Origin of the sequence: Nonomuraea sp. NPDC049028, assembly GCF_043197735.1 — a bacterium.
Lineage (GTDB): Bacteria > Actinomycetota > Actinomycetes > Streptosporangiales > Streptosporangiaceae > Nonomuraea.
Genome location: NZ_JBICTR010000009.1, coordinates 302473 through 324935 on the forward strand (window position 1 = coordinate 302473; position 22463 = coordinate 324935).

General features: G+C 70.4%; 20 protein-coding genes. 8 read left to right on the plus strand and 12 right to left on the minus strand.

Annotated features, from left to right (window positions below):
* Positions 1 to 313 precede the first annotated feature (313 nt).
* Both cysC and ACGFJ2_RS34935 read left to right on the plus strand, forming a co-directional pair.
* Complete coding sequence (cysC, locus tag ACGFJ2_RS34930; protein WP_357943947.1) at positions 314 to 1528, plus strand: adenylyl-sulfate kinase; 1215 nt, start codon at positions 314 to 316, stop codon at positions 1526 to 1528.
* Complete coding sequence (locus ACGFJ2_RS34935; protein ID WP_357943945.1) at positions 1525 to 2406, plus strand: sulfite exporter TauE/SafE family protein; 882 nt, start codon at positions 1525 to 1527, stop codon at positions 2404 to 2406. Before cysC ends, ACGFJ2_RS34935 begins: the two co-directional genes overlap by 4 nt.
* Here the strand turns inward: ACGFJ2_RS34935 and ACGFJ2_RS34940 are convergent.
* Positions 2351 to 3394 (minus strand): hypothetical protein, encoded by a 1044-nt coding sequence (locus ACGFJ2_RS34940; protein WP_357943943.1) that lies wholly within the window; start codon positions 3392 to 3394, stop codon positions 2351 to 2353. The genes ACGFJ2_RS34935 and ACGFJ2_RS34940 overlap by 56 nt on opposite strands.
* A gap of 347 nt (positions 3395 to 3741) precedes the next feature.
* On the opposite strand from ACGFJ2_RS34940, the gene ACGFJ2_RS34945 reads away from it, so the two are divergent.
* The 6 genes from ACGFJ2_RS34945 (at position 3742) to ACGFJ2_RS34970 (ending at position 10341) form a co-directional block, all read left to right on the plus strand.
* Complete coding sequence (locus tag ACGFJ2_RS34945) at positions 3742 to 5043, plus strand: YveK family protein (protein WP_393475544.1); 1302 nt, start codon at positions 3742 to 3744, stop codon at positions 5041 to 5043.
* Complete coding sequence (locus ACGFJ2_RS34950; protein ID WP_393475547.1) at positions 5040 to 6317, plus strand: hypothetical protein; 1278 nt, start codon at positions 5040 to 5042, stop codon at positions 6315 to 6317. Before ACGFJ2_RS34945 ends, ACGFJ2_RS34950 begins: the two co-directional genes overlap by 4 nt.
* The gene (locus ACGFJ2_RS34955; RefSeq protein WP_393475549.1) at positions 6314 to 7219 is read left to right on the plus strand and encodes a hypothetical protein; all 906 of its coding nucleotides are present in this window, start codon (positions 6314 to 6316) and stop codon (positions 7217 to 7219) included. Before ACGFJ2_RS34950 ends, ACGFJ2_RS34955 begins: the two co-directional genes overlap by 4 nt.
* A gap of 5 nt (positions 7220 to 7224) precedes the next feature.
* Positions 7225 to 8070: a sulfotransferase gene (locus ACGFJ2_RS34960; RefSeq protein WP_357944598.1), complete on the plus strand. Its 846-nt coding sequence runs from the start codon at positions 7225 to 7227 to the stop codon at positions 8068 to 8070.
* A complete protein-coding gene (locus ACGFJ2_RS34965) occupies positions 8058 to 9329 on the plus strand; it encodes a lipopolysaccharide biosynthesis protein (protein ID WP_393475552.1) in 1272 nt (423 codons plus the stop codon). The genes ACGFJ2_RS34960 and ACGFJ2_RS34965 overlap by 13 nt, the downstream gene beginning before the upstream one ends.
* Before the next feature lie 115 nt (positions 9330 to 9444).
* Positions 9445 to 10341 carry a sulfotransferase gene (locus tag ACGFJ2_RS34970; RefSeq protein WP_393475555.1) on the plus strand — a complete coding sequence of 299 codons (897 nt, stop codon included), beginning with the start codon at positions 9445 to 9447 and terminating at the stop codon, positions 10339 to 10341.
* Positions 10342 to 10581: 240 nt separating this feature from the next.
* Here the strand turns inward: ACGFJ2_RS34970 and ACGFJ2_RS34975 are convergent, their stop codons facing one another.
* From ACGFJ2_RS34975 to glmU, 11 genes are all read right to left on the minus strand, one after another.
* Positions 10582 to 11418 (minus strand): WecB/TagA/CpsF family glycosyltransferase, encoded by an 837-nt coding sequence (locus ACGFJ2_RS34975; protein WP_357943932.1) that lies wholly within the window; start codon positions 11416 to 11418, stop codon positions 10582 to 10584.
* Between the two features lie 289 nt (positions 11419 to 11707).
* Positions 11708 to 12628, minus strand: coding sequence for a glycosyltransferase family A protein (locus ACGFJ2_RS34980; protein WP_357943930.1), 921 nt, complete (start codon positions 12626 to 12628; stop codon positions 11708 to 11710).
* Between the two features lie 169 nt (positions 12629 to 12797).
* Positions 12798 to 13706, minus strand: coding sequence for a sulfotransferase (locus ACGFJ2_RS34985; RefSeq protein WP_393475559.1), 909 nt, complete (start codon positions 13704 to 13706; stop codon positions 12798 to 12800).
* 271 nt (positions 13707 to 13977) lie between these two features.
* The gene (gene cysN / locus ACGFJ2_RS34990; RefSeq protein ID WP_393475562.1) at positions 13978 to 15240 is read right to left on the minus strand and encodes a sulfate adenylyltransferase subunit CysN; all 1263 of its coding nucleotides are present in this window, start codon (positions 15238 to 15240) and stop codon (positions 13978 to 13980) included.
* A gap of 4 nt (positions 15241 to 15244) precedes the next feature.
* A complete protein-coding gene (gene cysD, locus ACGFJ2_RS34995) occupies positions 15245 to 16159 on the minus strand; it encodes a sulfate adenylyltransferase subunit CysD (RefSeq protein ID WP_393475565.1) in 915 nt (304 codons plus the stop codon).
* An 18-nt stretch (positions 16160 to 16177) separates the two neighbouring features.
* Positions 16178 to 16942 (minus strand): 3'(2'),5'-bisphosphate nucleotidase CysQ, encoded by a 765-nt coding sequence (locus ACGFJ2_RS35000; RefSeq protein WP_357943923.1) that lies wholly within the window; start codon positions 16940 to 16942, stop codon positions 16178 to 16180.
* Positions 16942 to 18294, minus strand: coding sequence for a sugar transferase (locus ACGFJ2_RS35005; RefSeq protein WP_358179445.1), 1353 nt, complete (start codon positions 18292 to 18294; stop codon positions 16942 to 16944). Before ACGFJ2_RS35005 ends, ACGFJ2_RS35000 begins: the two co-directional genes overlap by 1 nt.
* 199 nt (positions 18295 to 18493) lie before the next feature.
* Positions 18494 to 19078, minus strand: coding sequence for an aminoacyl-tRNA hydrolase (pth, locus tag ACGFJ2_RS35010; protein WP_357943921.1), 585 nt, complete (start codon positions 19076 to 19078; stop codon positions 18494 to 18496).
* A 74-nt stretch (positions 19079 to 19152) separates the two neighbouring features.
* On the minus strand, positions 19153 to 19767 hold the full coding sequence (locus ACGFJ2_RS35015; RefSeq protein WP_225296327.1) for a 50S ribosomal protein L25/general stress protein Ctc: 615 nt from the start codon (positions 19765 to 19767) through the stop codon (positions 19153 to 19155).
* Positions 19768 to 19859: 92 nt separating this feature from the next.
* A complete protein-coding gene (locus ACGFJ2_RS35020; RefSeq protein ID WP_357943919.1) occupies positions 19860 to 20837 on the minus strand; it encodes a ribose-phosphate diphosphokinase in 978 nt (325 codons plus the stop codon).
* A gap of 64 nt (positions 20838 to 20901) precedes the next feature.
* Positions 20902 to 22353 (minus strand): bifunctional UDP-N-acetylglucosamine diphosphorylase/glucosamine-1-phosphate N-acetyltransferase GlmU, encoded by a 1452-nt coding sequence (gene glmU / locus ACGFJ2_RS35025; protein WP_358179191.1) that lies wholly within the window; start codon positions 22351 to 22353, stop codon positions 20902 to 20904.
* Positions 22354 to 22463: the final 110 nt, after the last annotated feature.

Here is a 22463-nt window from a genome sequence, read left to right on the forward strand (position 1 = left end):
GGGCGAGAGGGAAGACGGTCCGTCGTGGCCGAGGTCCTTGGGTGGGCTACCCCCTCCGGGGGCGAAGAAGAAGACGGCCCGTCGTGACCGAGGTCGCCATAGAGGGCCCCTCCGGGGAGCGGAAGAAGTCCCCGTGGAGGGACGGTCCCGTAGTAGGCGGGCCGCCGCGACAGAGGCGCCCATAGAGGGACACTCACTCCGGGAGAGCGGAATGTCTGGCGAAGGTTCGGGGACACCGCACTAGCGACACACTTGTACCAAAGGCTAGACTCCTTTCCTACCAAGTCAATCGGAATAGTTGGGATGGCAGACCGTGGAGTGGACCCCAGGGGCGTACGAGCTGGCCGACCTGGAGCTGCTGCTCTCCGGCGCGTTCCAGCCGCTGAGTGGGTTCCTCGGGCACGACGACCTGCACACGGTGCATGAGCGCGGCACTCTCGCCGACGGCACCCCGTGGCCGGCTCCCGTCACACTCCACCTTCCGGAAGCGGCCACTCCCGGCACCGAGGTCACGCTGCTCGACCCCGAGGGCGTGCCGCTGGCCGTGCTCACCGTCGCCGAGCGCGAGCCCGACGGGCTGGCCTCCGGTCCGGTCAAGGGCCTGGGCGCCCCGGAGCACGGGCCGTTCGCCCGGCTTCGCCGTACTCCGGCGCAGATACGCGAAGAGCTCGATGGGCGGGCGGCGCTCGCCGTCACCATGCGGGGACCGCTCGACGACCTCACCGAGATCGTCGCCACCGCCAAGGAGCTCGACGCGGTGATCGTGCTGCTCCCCCTCTCGTACGGTGAGACGGGCCCGGCCGTCGTACGCGCCGCGCTGCGCGCCAAGGAGCAGCTGCCCGAGGGCACCCTGGTGGTCTCGGTGCCGCTGGCGCCGCGCGCGGAGCCCGAGATCGATCTGGAGCTGCGCGAGCACGTCGCCACCGCCTACGGCGCGACCGAGCACCTGGCGGGCCCCGAGCCGGTGCGCATCCCAGGACCGCCGCACCGGCGCGGGCTCGTGGTCTTCTTCACCGGCCTGTCCGGCTCCGGCAAGTCCACGATCGCCCGCGGCCTGCGCGACTCGCTGCTCGAACTGGGCAGCCGTCCGGTCACCTATCTCGACGGCGACGTGGTCCGCCACCTGCTGTCCAAGGGCCTGACGTTCTCCAAGGACGACCGCGACCTCAACATCCGGCGCATCGGCTTCGTCGCCGCCGAGGCCGCGCGCCACGGCGGGCTGGCGATCTGCGCCCCCATCGCCCCCTACGCCGCCACCCGCGAGGAGGTGCGCGAGATGGTCGAGTCGGTCGGGGCCGACTTCCTGCTCGTGCACGTGGCCACCCCGCTGGAGGAGTGTGAGCGCCGCGACCGCAAGGGCCTGTACGCCAAGGCCCGCGCCGGGCTCATCCCCGAGTTCACCGGTATCTCCGACCCCTACGAGGAGCCGGACGACGCCGATCTGATCATCGACACGACGCACATCTCTATCGAGGCGGCCGTCACCCAGGTGCTGGGGGCGCTGCGGAGCGGAGGCTGGGTTCGTTGATCGACTTCCCCCTGATCGCCGGGTCCTTTCTGGTCGCGATCGTCGTCGGGCTCACCGGCATGGGCGGCGGCGCGCTCATGACGCCGATGATGATGCTGTTCTTCAACGTTCCGCCGCTGGCCGCGGTCTCCAGCGACCTGGTCGCCTCCGCCGTGATGAAACCCGTCGGCAGCGCCGTACACCTGCGCAGGGGCACGGTCAACCTGCGCCTGGTCGGCTGGCTCTGCGTGGGGTCGGTGCCGGCGGCGTTCTGCGGGGTGTTCATCGCGCGCGCGTTCGCGGTCGGAGACGCGGTGAAGTACGCGCTCGGCGTGGCGCTGCTGCTCGCCGTCGCGGGCCTGGTCGCCAAGACGTGGCTGGCCGGGAAGGGCGGTACGTCGAGCGCCCACGACATTGTCGTGCGCCCAATCCCGACCGTACTGGTCGGTACGGTAGGCGGACTCGTCGTCGGCATCTCCTCGGTCGGCTCGGGTTCCCTGATCATCGTGGCCCTGCTGGCCCTCTATCCGGCGCTCAAGGCCAACCAGCTCGTCGGCACCGATCTGGTGCAGGCGGTGCCGCTCGTCGCCTCGGCCGCGCTCGGCCACCTGCTCTTCGGCGACTTCCAGCTCACCCTGACGGTCTCGCTGCTCATCGGCTCGATCCCGGGCGTCTACCTCGGCGCCCGGATCTCCTCCAGGGCGCCGGGCGGCCTCATCAGGGCGCTGCTCGGGATCGTCCTGCTCGCCTCCGCGCTCAAACTGCTCGACGTGAGCAACACAGTGACGGTGTGGGCGCTGGCGGGCGCCTCGGTCGCGACCGTCGTGGGCTGGCGCTGGCGCGTCAGGGCCGCGGCACGGGCGTCGAGTGAAAGTAAGGATCTCGTGCGAGCTCGCTGAACGCCCGCCCGGCGGCGGGATCGGAGTCGAAGCTCGTGTCGCCGCGCGGCGCGTGTGGCGAGTCGAAGTAGATCAGCGCCTTGATCTGCGGATAGCGCTGAATCTGCGTACGCACCGACTCGAAGAACGAGCGCTTGGCCGTACGGTCGTCGGCCCGCTCGAACACCCCCCATTCCGCGACCATGACCGGCTTGCCGGGAAAGCGCCACTGCATCCACCGGTAGAACCCCGGCCACTGGTCGAAGTCGGGCCGGGTCTTGTTGACCAGACCGTCGAAGTCGCGGACCCGGCCGTCGGCATAGGGGTCGAGGGCCACCCAGTCGACCACGTCGTCACCCGGATAGAGCTGCTCGAACCAGGGCTTGGCCGCCCAGTTGGGCGCGCCCATGTAGGTCATGACGGTGACCGCGTTCTTGACGCCCTCGTCGCGCAGCCTGAGCACGACATGGCGGTACATGGCCGCGTAGTCGGTGGCCTGCATGCCCGAGCCGGGGGCGGCGTCGACGTCGTTCTCCGGCTCGTGGTGGAGGGTGAGGAAGAACCGCTCGGGGAAGGTGCGCCTGATGTAGTCGGCCAGCCGGTCGATCCTGCGGTCGATGGCACCGCGGGCGATCTGCGCCCAGGTGTAGTCGAGCGACGGCTTCCAGTTGATCAGCAGCAGCCTGGGCCGGACCGGGTCGCGGGCCAGCGCGACCTCCTCGCTGGTGGGGAACTCCTCCTTGCCCCGGTGATAGACGTGCAGCACGTCGGCGGTGCCACCGATGCGGGACTCGGCGCCGTGGAGCGACCTTTCGATGCCCGCGCCGGTGAAGACCTCCGGGGCGATCCCCCACCAAGCGCCACAAGATGGGATGAGCCGGGCAGTGACCGCGCAAGCCGGCGAAGTTTCCACGTTCGGCCTGGCGCTCGGCTGGGCGACCTGCGCCGGACTCCCCGAACCCTGCACAGCTGAGCAGCCCGCGAGCACGGCGACGACCAACAGCGCCACACCTTTGACGCTGATATTTACCGCTTTATGAGAAATTCCCCACCGGTTCAAGGCCGTTCAACCCCCTCAACCAAGGACCCCCGTCCTATCAAACCTGAACCATGCCATGCCATTCCCAGAACTTCAGCCGGAGCGGGTGTATCGCCAGGTCAACAACCATCCGACCAGCCCTCAATTTCGCATTATTTCGGGCTATCGTGGGGTGAATTGCTGGCCGCACCAGAGAAAATCTTCTGGATTCAGCCTGGGTAATATCTGTCCGGCCTATAGTGGGCGGACGCCGCGACTTGTGACGCACAGTCGCCGATCGGCGACACCGCGCACACACTCGAAGGAGATCCGCTCCAATGAGCCTGTCGCCGGACTTCCCGGGCCGCCGCCACGCCACCGACCTGGCGGACCACCTGTCGCTGGTGCGCAGGCGCTGGCTGCTGTTCCTGGGGTTCCTGCTGGCCGGCGGCACGGCGGGGCTGGCGCTGCTGCGGTTCACCCCGGCCGCCTACACCGCGACCACCCAGGTCCTGGTCGCGCCCGTGGGCGTCCAGGACCAGAACAACCAGGTGACCAACCGGCAGCGCGAGCCGCTCAATCTCGACACCGAGGCGCAGATCGCCCAGTCGTCCGTGGTGGCCGACAAGGCCGCCAAAGACCTCAAGACGGGCACGCCCGAGCCCGTCGAGGTCTCGGTGCCGCCCAACTCGGCCGTGCTGTGGATCTCGGTCACCGCGGCCGACCCCGCCGTCGCGGCGGCCCAGTCGCGGGCGTACGCGCACGCTTATCTGGCCAACCGCACCGAGAACGCGCAGGCGACGATGACCGCGCAGCAGAAGGCGATGCTGGTCAAGCTCAAGCAGGTCAACACCGCGCTCGACGCCGTGATCAAGGAGCTCGCCCTGGCGAGCAAGGGCAGCATCGAGCACACGATCGCCGCGCACCGGCAGAGCGTGCTCAACCGGCAGGCCTACAGCCTCACGCTCAAGTACGACGCGCTGCGGACCGTCGCCATCACTCCCGGGTCGGTCATCAGCCAGGCCACGCCGCCGACGGTGCCCAGCTCGCCCAGCCTGCCGCTCTACCTCGGCACCGGGCTCATGATCGGCCTGCTCCTCGGCACGGCCACCGCCTACGCCCGCGACCGGCTCGACACCCGGTTGCGCACCGCCGCCGACGTCGAGCGGCTGACCGGGCTGCCCGTGCTCGGCGACCTGTCGGGCCCGCTCCGCCAGAGAGTGCCGCACGACCTGGCCTCGGCCGTGCTCGCCGCCTGCCCGGGCAAGCGGCTGCTGGTCAGGGCGATCCCGGCGGAGCTCGGCGCGACGCCGGTGGTCGGGCCGCTGGCCGTCACTGCCCCGCTGTCGTTGCTGACCGGCTCCGACGTGGGCGACCTGGCCCGGGCCGACGCGGCCTTGCTGCTGGTGGGGCTGCGCCGGGCCACCTCGGCACAGGTGGCCGCCGCCGTACGCCATCTGGGCAGGCACAACGTACCGATCATCGGTGTCGTGACGACGAGGGACCTGACCCCGAGGCCCGAGCCGGTCGACGGCAACCCGCTCGGCAAGCTGGTCGCCAGCGGCGAGCTGGAGCCCGGCCAGTCCGGCGAGGCGGCGCCCATGACCTCGCTCCCCCGCCCGCCGGGCACATCGGCATGAGAGGTCCGGCATGGCCGATCGGCGCGCTCCTCATCGGCTATCCCGTGTGGTGGGCGCTCGGCTTCGGCGGGCTGTCGGTGATCGTCCTGGCGGTGCCCATGGCCGTCGTGCTCTGGCGGCGCCGGCCGATCCGGGTGCCGCGCGGGTTCGGGCTGTGGCTGCTGCTCCTGGCCGGTTACGCGGTGAGCGCGCTGATGCTGGCCGACATGCCGCCCGACACGTACGGGGCGTTCAACGCCGGGCGGGTCATCGGCTACCTCATACGGTTCGCGCTCTACGCGGCCCTGTTGATCATGGTGCTCTACCTGGGCAACCTGACCGAGCGGGAGCTGCCGCAGCTCAGGCTCGTACGGATGCTCGGGGTGCTGTTCGTCACGACCGTGGCGGGCGGGCTGCTCGGCGTGTTCTTCCCCCGGCTGGAGTTCACCTCGCCGGTGGAGATGGTGCTGCCGGGGTGGATCAGCGACAACGCCTTCGTCCAGAACCTCATCCACCCGACGGCCGCCCAGACTCAGAAGGTGCTCGGCTACGCCTCGCCGCGCCCCGAGGCGCCGTTCGAGTGGGCCAACGCGTGGGGCAGCAACGTGTCGGTGCTGCTCATCTGGTTCGTGGTCGGCTGGTGGGTCTACGGCGGGGGCGGTCGCAAGGCGGTGGCCATCGCGTTGACCGCCGTGGCCGCCATCCCGATCGTCTACTCGCTCAACCGCGGCCTCTGGATCGGCCTGGGGCTGGCCGGGCTCTACCTGATCGTCCGGGTCGGCGGACGCACCAGGCTGGCCCTGTGCGCGACGGCGGTGGCGGCGGCGCTGGCGTTCGCGCTCAGCCCGCTCGCCTCGCTGGTCGGCCAGCGCCTGGACAACCCGCACTCCAACGACATCAGGGCCTTCACCGTGTCGGCGACCATCTCGGCGGCCACGCACTCGCCGATCATCGGCTACGGCAACACCCGCAACGCCATGGGCAACCACCGCACGATCACCACCGGCAAGACCGAGTGGTGCGGCGGTTGCGGCCATCCGCCGCTGGGCAGCGACGGGCAGCTCTGGCTGCTGATCATCACCCAGGGTTTCGTGGGGGCGGCGCTGTATGTGGCGTTCTTCCTGGGCGCGATCCGGCGCCACTGGCCCGACCGCAGCCCGATCGGGCTCGCGGGGGTGCTCGTCATGATCCTCGTGCTGCTCTACATGTTCGTGTACGACGGCCTGGTCACGCCGCTCAGCCTCTACCTCATCTCCTTCGCCCTCCTGTGGCGTAACACCGGGGAGAGCGCGTGAACGACGCGAAGGTGCGGCTGCGCTACCTCGACCAGACCGTGCGGGCGCTCTACCCCGGCCCCGGCTCGCCGCGCGCCTACAGCGTGCTGCCGCACCGGCTGCTGCCGCGCCGCCTGGCCCCCCGGCGCCGATGGCACGGGCTCCTGGGCCGTCCGGTCATGGTGCCGGTCGAGGGCTCGATCGAGACGTACCTGAGCGACATTCTCGGCGTACCCCTCGAGACCGTCCTCCACGTACGGCCGGCTCGCCGGGCCAACCGCAAGCCCATCCTGGAGGCGTACGGCGAGGGCTCCCGCCTGGCCTTCGTGAAGATCGGCGACACCCCGCGCGCCCGCGAACTGGTCGACGGCGAGGCCGCCACGCTCAAGAAGCTGAGCAGTCTGGCGCTCAAGACGGTCGTCGCGCCGACCGTGCTGCGCCACGAGCGCTGGGGCGAGTACTCGGTCCTGGTCCTCTCGCCGCTACCGATCAGGCGCGGCCGGGTCCCCGCCGCCCTGCTCACCGAGGCCGTCAAGGAGATCGCGGGAACCGGCGGTTCCGAGGGAGCGGCCTGGCACGGCGACCTGTCGCCCTGGAACATCGCCCCTTCCGATGACGGGCGGCTGCTCGTCTGGGACTGGGAGCGCTACGCGGTCGGCGTGCCCTATGGGTTCGACGCCGTGCACCACTTCTTCCAGCGCGCGCTGCGGCGGATGGACCCGGCCACGGCCGCGCGGGCCTGCCTGGCGCAGGCCGTACCCGTGCTCGCCCCGCTCGGGCTGTCGGCGGCGGAGGCCCGGCGGACGGCCCTGCACTACCTCATCGCGCTGGCCGACCGGCACGCCGCCGACGGCCACGAACCCCTCGGGCCACCGGGCATATGGCTCAATCCCCTCGTCGATCACCAGGAGCCGCTGACGTGAACACGATGAAGCAGTCGGTCCTGTCCGTCTCCCGGACCACCGGGAGGTTCACGTCGAGCGTACGGATGCTGCCGTCGTTCCTGATCGCCGGAGCGCAGCGGTGCGGCACCACGTCGCTCTACCGGGCTCTGGCGCGGCACCCGCTGCTGCTCAAACCGGTGCTGCACAAGGGCGTCCACTACTTCGACGCCGACTACGGGCGGGGTCTGTCCTGGTACCAGGGGCACTTTCCGCTCCGGGTGGCCGCCGCGCGGCTCGCTCGCCGCCACGGCACGCATCCGCAGGCGTTCGAGTCCTCGCCCTACTACCTGTTCCATCCGCTGGCCGGGGAGCGCATCGCGGCCGACCTGCCCGGGGTCAGGCTCATCGTGCTGGTGCGCGACCCGGTCGAGCGGGCGTGCTCCGCGCACGCCCACGAGCTGGCCAGGGGCTACGAGACCGAGTCCGACTTCGAACGGGCCCTGGAGCTGGAGGAGCGGCGGCTGGCGGGCGCCGAGCAGGCCATCCGCGAGCGGCCCCACACCGTCCACCACGCGCACCGCCACCACGCCTACCTGGCGCGCGGGCGCTACGCGGAGCAGCTCGACCGGCTGGAGCCGCTGTTCGGCCGCGAACGCGTCCTGGTGCTCGACAGCCACCGCTTCTTCGCCGAGCCGGAACGCACCTACGACCGGGTCCTCGACTTCCTCGGCCTGCCCCACCTGGGCTACCCGGTCTTCGAACGCCACAACGGGCGGCCGCTCCCCCGGCCGCTGCCCGACTCGGTCAGGCAGCGGCTCAGGGACCACTTCGAGGTGTACGACACGCGGCTGGCCCGCTGGCTGGGCGGTGAGCCGTCGTGGCGTCGCTGACCACGGGGCCGCTCGGTCAGGTGGCCAGGGGCGGCATCGCGGGCATCGCCGGGGCCGTCATCAGCGCGGGGGCTCAGTTTCTGCTGGTCGTGGTGGTCACCAGGGCGTTCAGCGCGCACCAGGCGGGCACCTTCTTCACCGCCACCGCCCTGGCCCTCATGGTGGCCGGCGTGGCCAAGCTCGACGCGGGCAACGGCCTCATCTATTTCATCGCCCGCGCCAAGACCTACGACTACCACGGCATTTCCGGATATATCCGGGTAGCTCTGGTCCCGGCGGTCCTGCTCGCCACCGCTTGCGGAGCGATCCTCTATCCGCGGCTCGGCCTGCTGGCGGCGGCCCTGCCCGTGATGGTCGCCGCCGACCTCCTGCTCGCCGCCACCAGGGGCTTCGGCGCCATGCGGCCCACCGTGCTGCTCGACGGGATGGCGTTGCCGACGCTCCAGTTCCTGCTCGTCGCCGCGGCGGCCGTCGCCGCCAGGCCGCAGTGGCTGCCGTTCCTCTGGGCGCTGCCGTACGTGCCGGTGGCGCTGCTCGCCGCGATCCAGCTGCGCGAACGGCTGCCGCGTACGCCGTACCTGCCGGGCACCGCCCGTGACCTGTGGCTTTACACGGCGCCGCGCTCGGTGGCGGGTGCCATCCAGGCGGTGTTCCAGCGGCTCGACATCGTGGTCGTCGCACTGCTCGGCGGCCCGGTCCAGGCCGCCGTCTACACCGCCGCCACCCGGTTCAAGGTCGTCGGCCAGCTCGCCAACCAAGGACTGGCGCAGGCTGTGCAGCCGCGCTTGGTCAGGGCGCTGGCCGACGGCGAGATGGGGCGGGCGCGGGAGCTGTACCAGGCGGCGACGATCTGGCTGGTGCTGCTCACCTGGCCGATCTGGCTCGGGTACGCCGCGCTGGCGCCGTGGCTGTTGCGCCTGTTCGGGCCGGGTTACGGCGCCGCCGTGCCGGTGGCGCTGGTGCTGGCCGGCACGATGATGCTGGCGACCGCGTGCGGCATGGTCGACGTCGTACTGACTGCCGCCGGGCACACCACGGCCAGCCTGCTCAACCTGGTGGCGGCCATCGCGTGCACGGTCGCGCTGGACGTGGCGCTCATCCCGGTCCACGGCGCGTTCGGCGCGGTGCTCGGCTGGGCGGGCGGGATGATCGCCAAGAACCTGCTCCCGCTCTGGCAACTGCACCACCGCTACGGCCTGCACCCTTTCGGCCGCCACAGCCTCCCCGCACTCCGCTTCCGCTCCTGGACCACAGCGTGACCGGCCGCACCCCGCGCTTCGCGAGCGCGCCCCTTCTCGCACTCCAGGACCACGGCATGAGCGGCCCCGTCCCGCGCCTCGCAAGCGCGCCCTTCCCGCAGTCCTCGGTCGTGGCATGAGCGGTCCCATTCTGGTGACGGGCCTGCCCAGGAGCGGCACGAGCTGGACGGGCAAGATGCTGGCGGCCGGGGGCGACCTCGTCTATGTCAACGAGCCGCTCAACCCCCAGCACCCGCCCGGCCGCTGTCCCGGCGTCCTGCGGGCCCAGGTCACCCACCGCTTCCAGTACATCTGCGACGACAACACCGCCGACTGGCTGCCCGCCTTCCAGGACACGGTCGCGCTCCGCTACCGGTACCTGGCCGAACTGCGTACCAACCGCTCGCCGTACGACCTGGCCCGCATGACCCGCTATGGCACGGCCTTCACCCTCGGCCGCCTGCTGGGACGGCGGGCCCTGCTCGACGACCCGTTCGCGGTGCTCTCGGCAGGCTGGTTCGCCAAGCGGCTGGGCTGCAAGGTGATCGCGCTGACCCGGGACCCGGTGGCGTTCGTGGCCAGCTGGCAGCGCCTGGGCTGGACCGTCTACTTCCACGAGCTCCTCGAACAACCCCTGCTCGTCCGCGACCACCCCGAACTCCTGGACCTCCGCGCCCTGGTCGGCTCCCAGGACCGCATCGCCAAGGCGGCGGCGCTGTGGCGGGTCACTCAGGCGATCCTCGCCCGTACCCCCGGCATCCTGCTGACCTCCTACGACGAACTGGCCTCCGCGCCGGTCCAGGGCTTCCGGCAGCTGTACGAGTACGCGGGCCTCGCCTGGTCATCCACGGCCGAGCGCCGCATCACCCGAGCATGCACGGCCCCCGTCGGCGTGGGGAGCGCTTTCGCCTGGTCGGGCCTGTCCCGCACGGCCTTCCGGCCCATGAACTCACGCCGCGCACTCGAAACGGCCACCCTCGGCCTGACGCGGGCGGAAGCGGCCCGCGTACGGGAGCTCACCTGCGCTGAATGAGCCCGCCGGCGAACTCGTCCCGCCGGAACCGTGGGCCAGCCAGCCACCGCTCCTGCCATTGAGCGGGCCTGGGCGGGTCTGGTCTGGGCCGGTCTGGGCGGGCCTGGTCTCGGCGAGTCTGGGCCGATCCAAGGTGTCCTGGACGGGTCTGCGCGGGACCGGACCGGGCGTAAGACGGGCCTGAAAGGTCTGTGCGGTCTGTACGGGTCCCTGAGGAAGCGAGACCGTCGCCTGGCCGACCTATTCGCGTGCGCTCCCCGACGAGTCGCGTGCGCCTCCCGACGAGTCCTGGGTATTTCCCGACGAGGCCCGTGCTCTCAGGCAGTCGCCCAGCAACCGGGCCGCGAACGGCAGGTCGTCGACCAGGTAGCGCCTGGCCAGCCGACCGGGCTCACTCACCAGCCGGAACGCCCACTCCAGCCCCGCGCCCCGCATCCACTCGGGCGCCCTGGGCACCGTACCGGCCGCGAACGCGATCGCCGACCCGCACCCCACGAACCACGCCCCCGGCAGATCCTTACTAAGCCGCGCGATCAGCCGGTCCTGGCGCGGAAACCCGAGCCCGACGAACACCATCTTCGGCTCCGCCCCCACAACCTTCCGTCGCACCCGCTCACGCTCACCGGCACCGCTCTCGAACCGGTAGGGCGGCGCGTCCACTCCGCAGACCTGAAGCGTGGGATAGCAGGCGGTGAGCTCATGAGCGGCGGACGCGGCCACGCCCGGCGGGCCACCCAGGAGATAGACGGGCCACCCTCGGCGAGCGGCCAGCTTGCTCAACGACCAGATCAGGTCGGCCCCGGTGACCCGCTCGGGTATCGGCGTGCCGAGCAGCCGCGACGCCCACACCAGCGGCATCCCGTCGGCCACGACGAGGTCCGCGGAGTTGACGAGGTGACGGAGTTTGACGTCCTTCGCGACGGCGCGGCAGATGTCGACGTTCGGCGTCACGATCCGCCCACCCCTCCCCGCGCCCAGCTCACCATCGACGTGCTCGACGACCTGGCGCTCGGTCAGCGGATCGACGGCAACACCCCCGACCAGCACCCGCACCGGCCTCGCCTGCTCCCCAACCATCCCCGGCCCCTTTCCCCGCGTCCCCATGAACCCCACCCGTGTCAAACCCCGATATCCGGCCCCCGTGTGACGGGGTCGACATCGGGACTCCCTGCACCGAGCCCCGCGCCGCGGCTCCCTGCACCGAACCCCACATCGCGGTTCCCTGCATCAAGCCCTGCGCCGGGGCTCTCTGTGATGACACCCGCCGTGGCCACGCCCGCCGAGAACACATCCCCCGAGAGGACGCCCGCCGAGACCCTGGCCGCCGTGACGACGCCCGCTGCAACGACGCCCGCCGTAACCGCGCTCAAATGCCGTGCCCCCGATCGTGGAGCAGGGCGAGCACCGCCGGCGCGGAGATCAGCCCGACGGCGACGGCGAGGGCGATCGGGGCGCGTGGTTCGCCGATGCGCTCGGCGAACGTGCGCAGGGCCCAGCGACCGGCCTCACGGCGCCGCCCCAGCGCGGCGTGGTGGAAGGCGAGCTGGCCGTAGACCCGCGCCGCGCCGCGCGGATCCACGGCCAGTTCGGGGTGTCGGGCGAGCATCCACTCCAGCCCGGCGATGCGGTCGGCCCAGCAGGCGACATAGTGGGAATTGCCCCAACGGATACGTACAAGTGGGCGATCGACGTTCGCGATCGGATGCCGCTTGGCCGCGCGCAGGGCCAGATCCCAGTCCTCGTTCTGGCCGGCCGGGGCGCTCTCGTCCACCCACAGGGCGCCACGCTTGAACAAGAACGTCGACGAGTGCACCATCACCATGCGCGAACGCACCAGGTCGGCCGCCGTGACCGTGTCGCTGCCCGCGAGCCTCGGCACCCGGCGCACGCCGTACTCGACCTCGATGCCGCAACTGACGAACTCGGCGCCATCCTCGATCGCCTGCTGCTGCGCGGCCAGCTTGCCGGGCAGCCACACGTCGTCGTCGTCGCAGAAGGCAATCAGATCGGTGTCGCACGCGGAGATGCCGGTGTTACGCGCGCCCGGCAGCCCGGCGCTGAGAGCGTTGGGCAGGACGAGTACGCGGTGGCGGGCGTTCGTGGCGGCGCCCGGCGTCACCACGTCGGCCACCTGCTCGGCGACTGCGGCGGGATCGCCACCGTCGACGACGATGACCAGCGAGATCCGGCCGGGGTAGTCCTGGGTCAGGACGGCACGGGCGGCCGCCCGCAGCTGTTCGGGCCGGTCACCCCGAGTGGGGATCACCACGCCGACGGACGCACTCATGCGACCCCCACTTCGAGAGGTACGGCCCACGCTGCCGCGTCGGCAACCAGTTCACGAGGCCCGACCATCCAGGGCTCGGCTTCACGAGACTCGAACACACGAGACCCGACCACCTGAGACCCGACCGCACGAATACCGACCACCCAAGGTCCGTCCGCACCAGGCCCGCTCATGCCGCCGCCTCCCCATAGCCGTACCGAGACCTGAGCGGCCAGGTGAGGGCCGTGACCAGGTGCCGGTGGTGGCGCGGGAGGCCGGAGTGCCACGCGTCGTCCCGTCGCAGTTCGACCGGGCCGACGGTGAAGCGCATGGGGTTGCCCGAGGCGGTGTGGGCGGTGGTCAGGTGGGCGGTCGTGCCGGTCAGGAACGGCAGCGCCGTGCCCAGGCCCAGGATGTCGGCCAATGTCGCCAGAGCGGCCGCTGGGTCGGCCAGGAGGTCCTCGTAACGGAGTCTCGTCACCGGGACCCCGCGGGCGGCAAGGAGGTCCAGGGCGAGGTTCTGGGCCGTCCAGTGGGCTGCCGTGCGGGCGGAGCCCCAGCGGGTCATCGGGCGGCCGTCCTCGGGGCGTTCGACGGTCTTGCGCCAGGAGTGGGCGACGGCCCGCGGGTCTCTGACCACGTGGACCACCTGCACGTCCACTCCGGCCGCCGCCAGGCAGAAGGCCAGGGAGGCGTGTTTGCCGGAGTCGATCACGACCGTCGCGCCGGCGGTCTTGGCCGCTGCGTCGTAGAGGCGCTGGTAGGTGCCGGCGTACTCCGCCAGCTCCGGGTGAGCGATGCGGGGGATCCTGCGGGTGCGGTCGACGCGGTGTCGCAGGGTGAGGACGCGTTCGGCCAGGTCCTGCGTCCATCCGCCGAACGCGGTCTCGCCGACCTCGCGCCAGAACGGGCAGGCGCGGAAGGGCTCGCCACAGCCGCATGGCTCGCCGGCCAGTACGCCTCGGGCCCAGAGGTGTACGACCTCGCCGAGGGGTGCCACGCCGGGGATCTCGCCGAGCAGTCTCTCGAGCAGCGTGGTGCCGCTACGGCCGAGGCCGCCCAGGTAGACCACCTGGTAGGCGGTCGAACGGTGCGTCACGGGGGAATGGCCTTCACGTCACGGATACGGAACGTGGAGAGGCTAGCGCGGAGAGTAATCATCGCATCCGCGAAACGACAAAGGATCTACCTAAGCCCCCGAGTCACCTACGCCAATCCGTCACAGCCCAGGCGGACACCCGCGTCAGCCCCTCAGCCACGGGCGCGCGGATGCGAGCGCCCGGCCCGCCGGACGCCTGTGCCAAACCCTTAGCCGCAGGCGCGCCGACACGGGCGCCCAGCCCGCCGGACGCCCGCCATGAATCAGTCGGCTACCGCAGATCCATGATCATACCGGCCCCGACGGTCGCGTTCGTGGGCTCGTCCACCAGGATGAACCCACCGGTCAGCCGGTTACGCGAGTAGTCGTCCACGAACAACGGCTGGGTGATCCGCAACGACACCCGCCCGATCTCGTTGAGCGACAGCGAGGTGGCCGTCTCGTCGCGGTGCAGCGTGTTGACGTCGAGCCGATAGTGCAGGTCACGGACGAGCGCCCGAGCGGTCCGCGTCGTGTGCTTGATCACGATCTTGGAGCGCGGCGCCAGCTTGGCGCTGTCGGCCATCCAGCAGATCATGGCGTCGATCTCCTGCGCGACCTGCGGCTGGTTGTTGGGCCGGGCGATCATGTCGCCGCGCGAGATGTCGATGTCGTCCTCGAAGCGGAGCGTCACCGACATGGGCGGGAACGCCTCCTCCACCGGCCCGTCGAAGGTGTCGATCGAGGCGATCCGGGTGGCCAGGCCCGAGGGGAGGTGAACGACCTCGTCGCCGGGCTTGAGCACGCCGCCCGCCACCTGCCCCGCGTAGCCGCGGTAGTCGTGGAAGGCGTGGTCGGTGGCCCGCTGCGGGCGGATCACGTATTGGACGGGGAAGCGCACGTCGACCAGGTTGCGGTCGGAGGCGATGTGGACGTTCTCCAGGTGGTGCAGCAGGGACGAGCCGTGGTACCAGGGCATGTTCTCGGACCGGGAGACCACGTTGTCGCCGTTGAGCGCCGAGATGGGGATGAACGTCAGGTCGGCCACGTTGAGCTTCGAGGCGAAGGCCGTGAACTCCTCGCGGATCTCCTCGAAGCGCTCCTCGGAGTAGTCGACCAGGTCCATCTTGTTGACGGCCAGGACCAGGTGGGGGACCCGCAGGAGCGTGGTCAGGAAGGCGTGCCGCCTCGACTGCTCAAGGACGCCCTTGCGCGCGTCGATGAGGATGATCGCCAGGTCGGCGGTGGAGGCGCCGGTGACCATGTTGCGGGTGTACTGGATGTGGCCGGGCGTGTCGGCGATGATGAACTTGCGGCGCGGCGTCGCGAAGTAGCGGTAGGCCACGTCGATCGTGATGCCCTGCTCCCGCTCGGCCCGCAGGCCGTCGGTGAGCAGCGACAGGTCGGTGTATTCGGTGCCGCGGTCGCGCGAGGTGCGCTCGACCGCTTCCAGCTGGTCCTCGAAGATCGCCTTGGAGTCGAAGAGCAGGCGGCCGATCAGGGTGGACTTGCCGTCGTCGACACTTCCCGCGGTCGCGAAACGCAGAATGTCCATGGGTTTAGAAGTAGCCTTCCCGCTTGCGATCCTCCATGGCGGCCTCCGAGGCGCGGTCGTCGGCCCTGGTGGCCCCGCGCTCGGTGATCCGGGTGACCGCGATCTCCTCGATGATCTCCTCGACCGTGGCGGCCGTGGACTGCACGGCCCCGGTGCAGGTCATGTCGCCCACTGTGCGATAGCGCACCACCGCCTCGAACAGCGGCTCGTCATCGCCCCGCTTGACGACCTCGGAGTCGGGCAGCAGCATGCCGTCGCGCTCGAAGACCTTGCGGGTGTGGGAGAAGTAGATGGACGGGATCTCGATGCCCTCGCGCCGGATGTAGTCCCAGATGTCGAGCTCGGTCCAGTTGGACAGCGGGAAGACCCGGATGTGCTCGCCCTTGCGGATCCGCGCGTTGTAGAGGTTCCACAGCTCGGGGCGCTGGTTCTTGGGGTCCCACTGGCCGAAGTCGTCGCGGAAGGAGAAGACCCGCTCCTTGGCGCGGGCCTTCTCCTCGTCACGCCGGGCACCGCCGAAGACGGCGTCGAACTCCTGCTCCTCGATCGCGTCGAGCAGCGTGGTGGTCTGCAGGCGGTTGCGCGAGGCGCGGCGGCCCGTCTCCTCGACCACGCGCCCGGCGTCGATCGAATCCTGCACGCTGGCCACGACCAGGCGGGCGCCCAGCTCCTCGGAACGGCGGTCACGGAACTCGATGACCTCGTCGAAGTTGTGGCCGGTGTCGACGTGCATCAGCGGGAACGGGATCGGTGCCGGCCAGAACGCCTTCTCGGCGATCCGCAGCATGACGATGGAGTCCTTGCCGCCCGAGAAGAGCAGACAGGGGCGCTCGAACTCCGCCGCCACTTCACGCATGATGTGAATGGCCTCGGCTTCGAGTACGTCGAGCTGCGACGTCGTGTAGTCGCGCTGGAGCATAGGGGCTTCCTCCGGCCTTCAGCGATGCAGGTCCCGAATCCCGGCGAGCAGGGCAGACGCCAAGTCAGGTAGGGAAACAAGGATATCTGGTAGTGAGGGGTCGGCTTGGTTGTAGGTCAGCGGCGAGCCGTCGATGCGGCTGGCGTGGGCCCCGGCCGCCTGCGCGACGGCGACGGGCGCGGCCGAATCCCACTCGTACTGGCCGCCGGCATGCACGTACGCCTCGACCTCTCCGGTGAGCACGGCGGAGATCTTCGCCCCGGCCGACCCGATCGGCACGAGGTCGGCGCCGACCAGATAGGCCAGTTTCTGGACGAACTCGGGCGGCCTGGTGCGGCTGACCGCGATGCGGAAGCGGCCCTTGTCAAAGGTGGGCAGCGTGGGCGGCTCGGCGGTGGTGAGGGTGCGGCCCTGGGCGGGCAGCGCCACCGCGCCCGCGCTCAGCGCGCCCTGCTCCCAGAGCGCCACGTGGACGGCCCAGTCGGACCGGCCCTCCTCGGAGAACTCGCGGGTGCCGTCGAGCGGGTCGACGATCCACACCCGTGAGGCGCTCTGCCTGCGTGGGTCGAGGCGTTCCTCGCGGGTGGCCTCCTCGGAGAGCACGCAGTCGCTCGGCCGCAGCCGGGCCAGCGACTCCATCAGGAAGACGTGCGCGCTACGGTCGCCCTCGGCCCGCAACGCGGACGCGTCGGCGAAACCGGTACGCCGGCGAACCTCCAGCAACCGCTCGCCAGCCTCCGTCGCCAGATCGGCAGCGAGGGCATGGTCGTCCCGAATCGTCATCAATATGCTCCTTGCCCGCGGGCGACGGCCGACCAGGTTTTCCAAAGAATCTGTAGATCCAGCATGAGAGACCAGTTCTCCACGTAACGCAGGTCGAGGCGGACCGATTCCTCCCAGGACAAGTCGGATCTTCCGCTGACTTGCCATAGACCGGTCAAACCAGGTCGGACCAGCAGCCTCCGGCGGACGTCGTCGCCGTAGCGGGCGACCTCCTCCGGCAGCGGCGGGCGCGGCCCGACCAGCGACATGTGCCCGAGCACGACGTTGATGAGCTGCGGCAGCTCGTCGAGCGAGTGCCGCCGCATCAGCGTGCCGAGCGGCGTCACCCGGGGATCGTTGCGGACCTTGAACAGCACACCATCACTGTCGCTGACGAGGGTGATCTTCTGCTGCTCCGAGCCGCGCCGCATCGTGCGGAACTTCACGATCATGAAAGGCCGGCCGTCCTTGCCGACCCTGATCTGCTTGAACAGCGCCGCCCCGGGACTGGTCACGCGTACGGCCAGCGCCAGCCCGCCCAGCAACGGAGCCAGGCACACCAGCAGCAGGGCGGCCACCACCCGATCGAAACCGTTCTTGACCAGCTGCCTGACCCCCGCCAGCTCGGGGTGCTCGACGTGCAGCAGCGGCAGCCCGGCGGCCGGCCGGATCATCGTGCGCGGCCCGGCCACGTCCATCAGCGCCGGGGCGACCACCAGGTCGGTGCGGGTGCGCTCCAGCCGCCAGGCCAGCCGCCGCAGCGCCTGGCCGTCCATCTCGGGGCAGGCGAGCACGGCCACGGTGTCGGCGCCGGACTGGTCGACCACGATCGACACGTCGCTGAAGCCGCCCGCGACGGGCACCTCCCCGACCCGTTCACCGGGCGCGTCGTCGGGCAGGCAGGCGGCCACGACCTCCATGCCGTGATAGGGCTCCCTGCGGAACAGGTGGACCAGCTCGGCGATCGCGGAGGCGTGCCCGACGGCCACCACCTTGCGCATGCACGCGCCCGCCGCCCGGCGCCGGTGGAGCGAGCGGCGCAGGGCGTACCTGCAGAAAAGAGTGAGGAGTGTCACCAGCGGCAGGGCGAGGACCACGTAGCCGCGGGCGATGTCGGTCTTGGTCACGTAGGAGCCGATGGCCGTCGCGGCGGTCAGCGCGACGCCGCACTGCACGACGCGGCGGAACTCCTCGGAGCCGATGCCGAGCATGCGCGGCTCGTAGGCCCGGTTGAAGGCGACCGTGCAGATCCACAGCACCGGCAGGACCATGCTGACCATGAGGTACGGCGCGGCGTAGGCGGTGACACCGCCGAACCTGGCGAAGAACGCGAACCCGGACGCCGCCCCCGCGCACAGGAAGTCGCCGAGCATGGTGCGCACACGGTAGGCGCGTATCCAAGGGGGCAGGTGCGGACTGGGCCGCCCGGACCTGGCGTGGCCGGACCGGACAGCGGTCAGCAGCCCATCGCCGTCGCGCACGAATCCTCCACGTGACCGATGATCAACAGACAGTCACCAGATCGTAGCGCTGAGCGACGCGTGGGAAACCGCGAACGCCTCTATGCGATGGTCAGCGAGGAGGGCCGGAAATGTGCAGATCGGCGCGGTGGAACTCGTTCTGCGTGGTCTCGAGCCCACGCTCCATCAGCGACTCCACCACGTCGGCCGCCCGGTCGACCAGGAAGCCCAGATCCTTGCGCTCGGCCGTGGCGAAGTCCTTGAGCACGTAGGCGGCTGGGTCCATGCGGCCGGGCGGGCGCCCGATGCCGAAGCGGACCCGCAGGTAGTCGCGGGTGCCGAGCACCTTGGTGATCGACTTCAGCCCATTGTGGCCGTTGTCGCCGCCGCCGAACTTGGCACGCAGCGCGCCGTAGGGGACGTCGAGCTCGTCGTGGACCACGATCAGCCGGTCGGGGCCGAGCTTGTAGAAGTCGGACAGTGCCTTGAGCGGGCCGCCCGAAAGGTTCATGTACGTCAGCGGCTTGGCCAGCACCGCGCGACTGGACTCCAGGACCTCGGCCCGGCTCCGGTGCGCCTTGAACCGCCCGCCGGCCCTGGCGGCCAGCTCGTCGAGCACCATGAAGCCCGCGTTGTGCCTGTTGCCGGCGTATTCGGCGCCCGGGTTGCCGAGCCCGACGATCAACCAGCGGTCCATGTGCCTTCCTTAACGTGTCTCCCTCAAGCGAAACGGGGCAGCCAACCGGCTGCCCCGTCGCCGAACAGCGGTGGTTACTCGCCGGCTTCCTCGGTGACCGTGGCGGTCGCGGCAGCCTCGGCGGCCTCGGCCTCGGCCTCGGTGGGCTCCTCGACCGGCTTGGGGATGACCTGGAGGATGACGGTCTCGCCCTCGGCGATCAGCGTGGAGCCCTCAGGCAGCTTGAGGTCCGCGGCGGTGATCACGGTGCCGATCACCAGACCCTCGACGTCGACCTCGACGCCGGTCGGGATGTGGGTGGCCTCGGCCTCGACCGAGACGGAGACGAGCTGCTGGTCGAGCAGGCCCTCGGAGTTGACGGCGCCGACCGTGGTGACCGGGATGTCGACGGTGACCTTCTCGCCCCGCCGGACCAGGAGCAGGTCGACGTGCTCGACGAAGCCCTTGATCGGGTCGCGCTGAACGCCCTTGGGCAGCGCGAGCTCGTCGACGCCGTCGCCCTTGAGGTGGATCAGCACGTTGGCGGTGCGCAGCGCGAGGAGCACCTCGTGGCCGGGCAGCGTCAGGTGCTTGGGGTCGGTGCCGTGGCCGTAGAGGACCGCGGGCACCTTGTTGTCACGACGGATCTTGCGAGCGGCGCCCTTGCCGAACGTGGTGCGCGGCTCGGCGGCGATACGTACTTCAGACACGACATCTCCTAGGGATGCTTTGCGGGATTTGCGTTCCCCCTCACCCGCCCTAGCGGAAGGCGTTACGAACGCAACCGTAAAAGTCTACCGGCTCAGGTGTCGCCCTCGAACAGGCTGGTGACCGACCCGTCGGTGAAGACCTCGGTGATCGCGCGCGCGATCAGCGGTGCGATCGACAGGACGGTGAGCTTGTCGAACCTGTTGGCCTGGGACAACGGCAGGGTGTTGGTGACGATGACCTCGGAGATCCGGGAGTTCTTCAGCCGGTCGACCGCGGGATCGGAGAACACCGCGTGGGTGGCGGCGGTGATCACGTTGGTGGCGCCCTGCTCGTAGAGGGCGTCGGCGGCCTTGCAGATGGTGCCCGCGGTGTCGATCATGTCGTCGATCAGCACACAGGTGCGGCCCCGCACCTTGCCGACGACCTCGTTGACCTTCACCGAGTTGGCCACGTCGAGGTCGCGGCGCTTGTGGATGAAGGCCAGCGGCGTGCCGAGCGTGTCGGCCCAGCGCTCCGACAGCCGGACCCGGCCGGTGTCGGGCGAGACGATCGTGGTGTTGGCCAGGTCGAGCCGGTTCTTCAGGTAGCTCTCGAGCACCGGCATGGCGAACAGGTGGTCGACCGGGCCGTCGAAGAAGCCCTGGATCTGCGAGGTGTGCAGGTCTATCGACATGAGCCGGTCGGCGCCCGCGGTCTTGAACAGGTCGGCCATCAGCCGGGCCGTGATCGGCTCGCGGCCGCGGCTCTTCTTGTCCTGCCGGGCGTAGCCGAAGAACGGCATGACCACGGTGATGCGCTTGGCGGAGGCCCGCTTCAGCGCGTCGACCATGATGAGCTGCTCCATGATCCACTGGTTGATGGGCCCGGTGTGGCTCTGGATCACGAAGGCGTCGCAGCCGCGGACGGATTCGAGGTAGCGGGCGTAGATCTCGCCGTTGGCGAAGTCGATCAGCTTGGTGGGCGTGAGGGAGACGCCGACGTGCTCGGCGACCTCCTCGGCGAGCTCCGGGTAGGCCCGGCCGGAGAAGAGCATGAGGTTCTTCTCGCCCGGCTGCTTGATGCTGGTCATGAGATCTCCTTCGTCGGTCTCGTGACCACGGTGCGGTTGTTACTGATGACCTCGGCAAGCTCGGTCATGCGCCACTCTCCTGCTGTTCTTGCTCGGCCAGCGCCTTTTCGGCCGCCGCAGCCGACTTCGTGCCCGCGCGCCTGCGCAAGACCCATTTCTCGATGTTGCGCTGTCGCGCCCTGGCCACGCCGATAGCGCCCGGAGGGACGTCGCCGTCGATGACCGAACCGGCCGCGGTGTACGCGCCGTCGCCCACGGTCACGGGGGCGACGAGCATGGAGTCGCAGCCGACGAACGCGCCGTCGCGCACCGTGCTGCGATGTTTGTTGACGCCGTCGTAGTTGACGAAGATCACGGCCGCGCCGATGTTGACGTCCTCGCCGATCGTGGCGTCGCCCGCGTACGACAGGTGCGGCACCTTCGACCGGTCGCCGACCTGGGTGTTCTTCATCTCGACGAACGTGCCCGCCTTGGACTTGTGCCCGAGCACGGTGCCGGGGCGCAGGTAGGCGTAGGGGCCGACGCTCGCTTCCGGGCCGACCACGGCGTGGTCGCAGACCGCGTTGCGCACGACCGCGCCCGCGCCGACTTTGGTGTCGGTGAGCGTGGAGCCCGGCCCGACCTCCGCTCCGGCCTCGATGACGGTATGGCCGTGCAGCTGCGTGCCGGGGTGGACGACCGCGTCGGGCTCGATCTCGACGCCGACGTCGATCCATGTGCTGGCCGGGTCGATGATCGTGACTCCGGCGCGCATGTGGCCCTCGAGCAGCCGCTGGTTGAGCACCTTGCGGGCGACGGCCAGCTGCACCCGGTCGTTGACGCCCTCGACCTCGGTGAAGTCGGCGGCGGCGTGCGCGCCGACCCGGTGGCCGTCCTCCCGCAGGATGGCCAGCACGTCGGTGAGGTATTCCTCGCCCTGCGAATTGTCGGTCGAGACCCGCTTGATGGCGTCGGCGAGCAACAGACCGTCGAAGGCGTAGATGCCGGAGTTCATCTCCGTGATGGCGCGCTGCTCCGGGGTGGCGTCCTTCTCCTCCACGATCTCCAGGACGGCGCCGCTGGAGTCGCGGATGATGCGCCCGTAGCCGGTCGGGTCGGGCACCTCGGCCGTCAGCACGGTGACCGCGTTGCCGTCACCCGTGTGCCGGTGGAGCAGCTCGGCGAGGGTCTCCGTACGCAGCAGCGGCACGTCTCCGTAGGTGACGAGGACGGTGCCGGCGATCGTGCCGAGCTCTTCGAGCACGGTGCGGACGGCGTGGCCGGTGCCGCGCTGCTCACGCTGGACGACGGCGCGCGCGTCAGGGCTCGTCTCCGCCAGGTGCGCGCCGACCCGTTCGGAGGCATGGCCGATGACAACGATGAGCCGTTCGGGACCGAGGTCGCGAGCGGCGGTGAGCATGTGGTCGACCAGGGTGCGGCCGCACATCTCATGCAGGACTTTGGGGGTCTGGCTCTTCATCCGGGTGCCCTCGCCTGCGGCGAGGACGATGACTGCGGCCGGGCGCGGCACACTCACGGACTGGGGCTCCCTGTGGCTGGGCGGTTCGGGGCGGCAGCTGTCGCACCGCCACCCTCCCGACACCGTGAGGATACCCAACCGACACTCGCGCACTAGCGGCGGGGAGT

Coding starts and splice junctions, on each gene's coding strand:
- ACGFJ2_RS34945 (WP_393475544.1), top strand. CDS start 3,742: ATGAGCCTGTCGCCGGACTTCCCGGGCCGCCGCCACGCCACCGACCTG.
- ACGFJ2_RS34950 (WP_393475547.1), top strand. CDS start 5,040: ATGAGAGGTCCGGCATGGCCGATCGGCGCGCTCCTCATCGGCTATCCC.
- ACGFJ2_RS34960 (WP_357944598.1), top strand. CDS start 7,225: ATGAAGCAGTCGGTCCTGTCCGTCTCCCGGACCACCGGGAGGTTCACG.
- ACGFJ2_RS34970 (WP_393475555.1), top strand. CDS start 9,445: ATGAGCGGTCCCATTCTGGTGACGGGCCTGCCCAGGAGCGGCACGAGC.
- ACGFJ2_RS34975 (WP_357943932.1), bottom strand. CDS start 11,418: ATGGTTGGGGAGCAGGCGAGGCCGGTGCGGGTGCTGGTCGGGGGTGTT.
- ACGFJ2_RS34980 (WP_357943930.1), bottom strand. CDS start 12,628: ATGAGTGCGTCCGTCGGCGTGGTGATCCCCACTCGGGGTGACCGGCCC.
- cysN (WP_393475562.1), bottom strand. CDS start 15,240: ATGGACATTCTGCGTTTCGCGACCGCGGGAAGTGTCGACGACGGCAAG.
- cysD (WP_393475565.1), bottom strand. CDS start 16,159: ATGCTCCAGCGCGACTACACGACGTCGCAGCTCGACGTACTCGAAGCC.
- ACGFJ2_RS35000 (WP_357943923.1), bottom strand. CDS start 16,942: ATGACGATTCGGGACGACCATGCCCTCGCTGCCGATCTGGCGACGGAG.
- ACGFJ2_RS35005 (WP_358179445.1), bottom strand. CDS start 18,294: ATGCTCGGCGACTTCCTGTGCGCGGGGGCGGCGTCCGGGTTCGCGTTC.
- pth (WP_357943921.1), bottom strand. CDS start 19,078: ATGGACCGCTGGTTGATCGTCGGGCTCGGCAACCCGGGCGCCGAATAC.
- ACGFJ2_RS35020 (WP_357943919.1), bottom strand. CDS start 20,837: ATGACCAGCATCAAGCAGCCGGGCGAGAAGAACCTCATGCTCTTCTCC.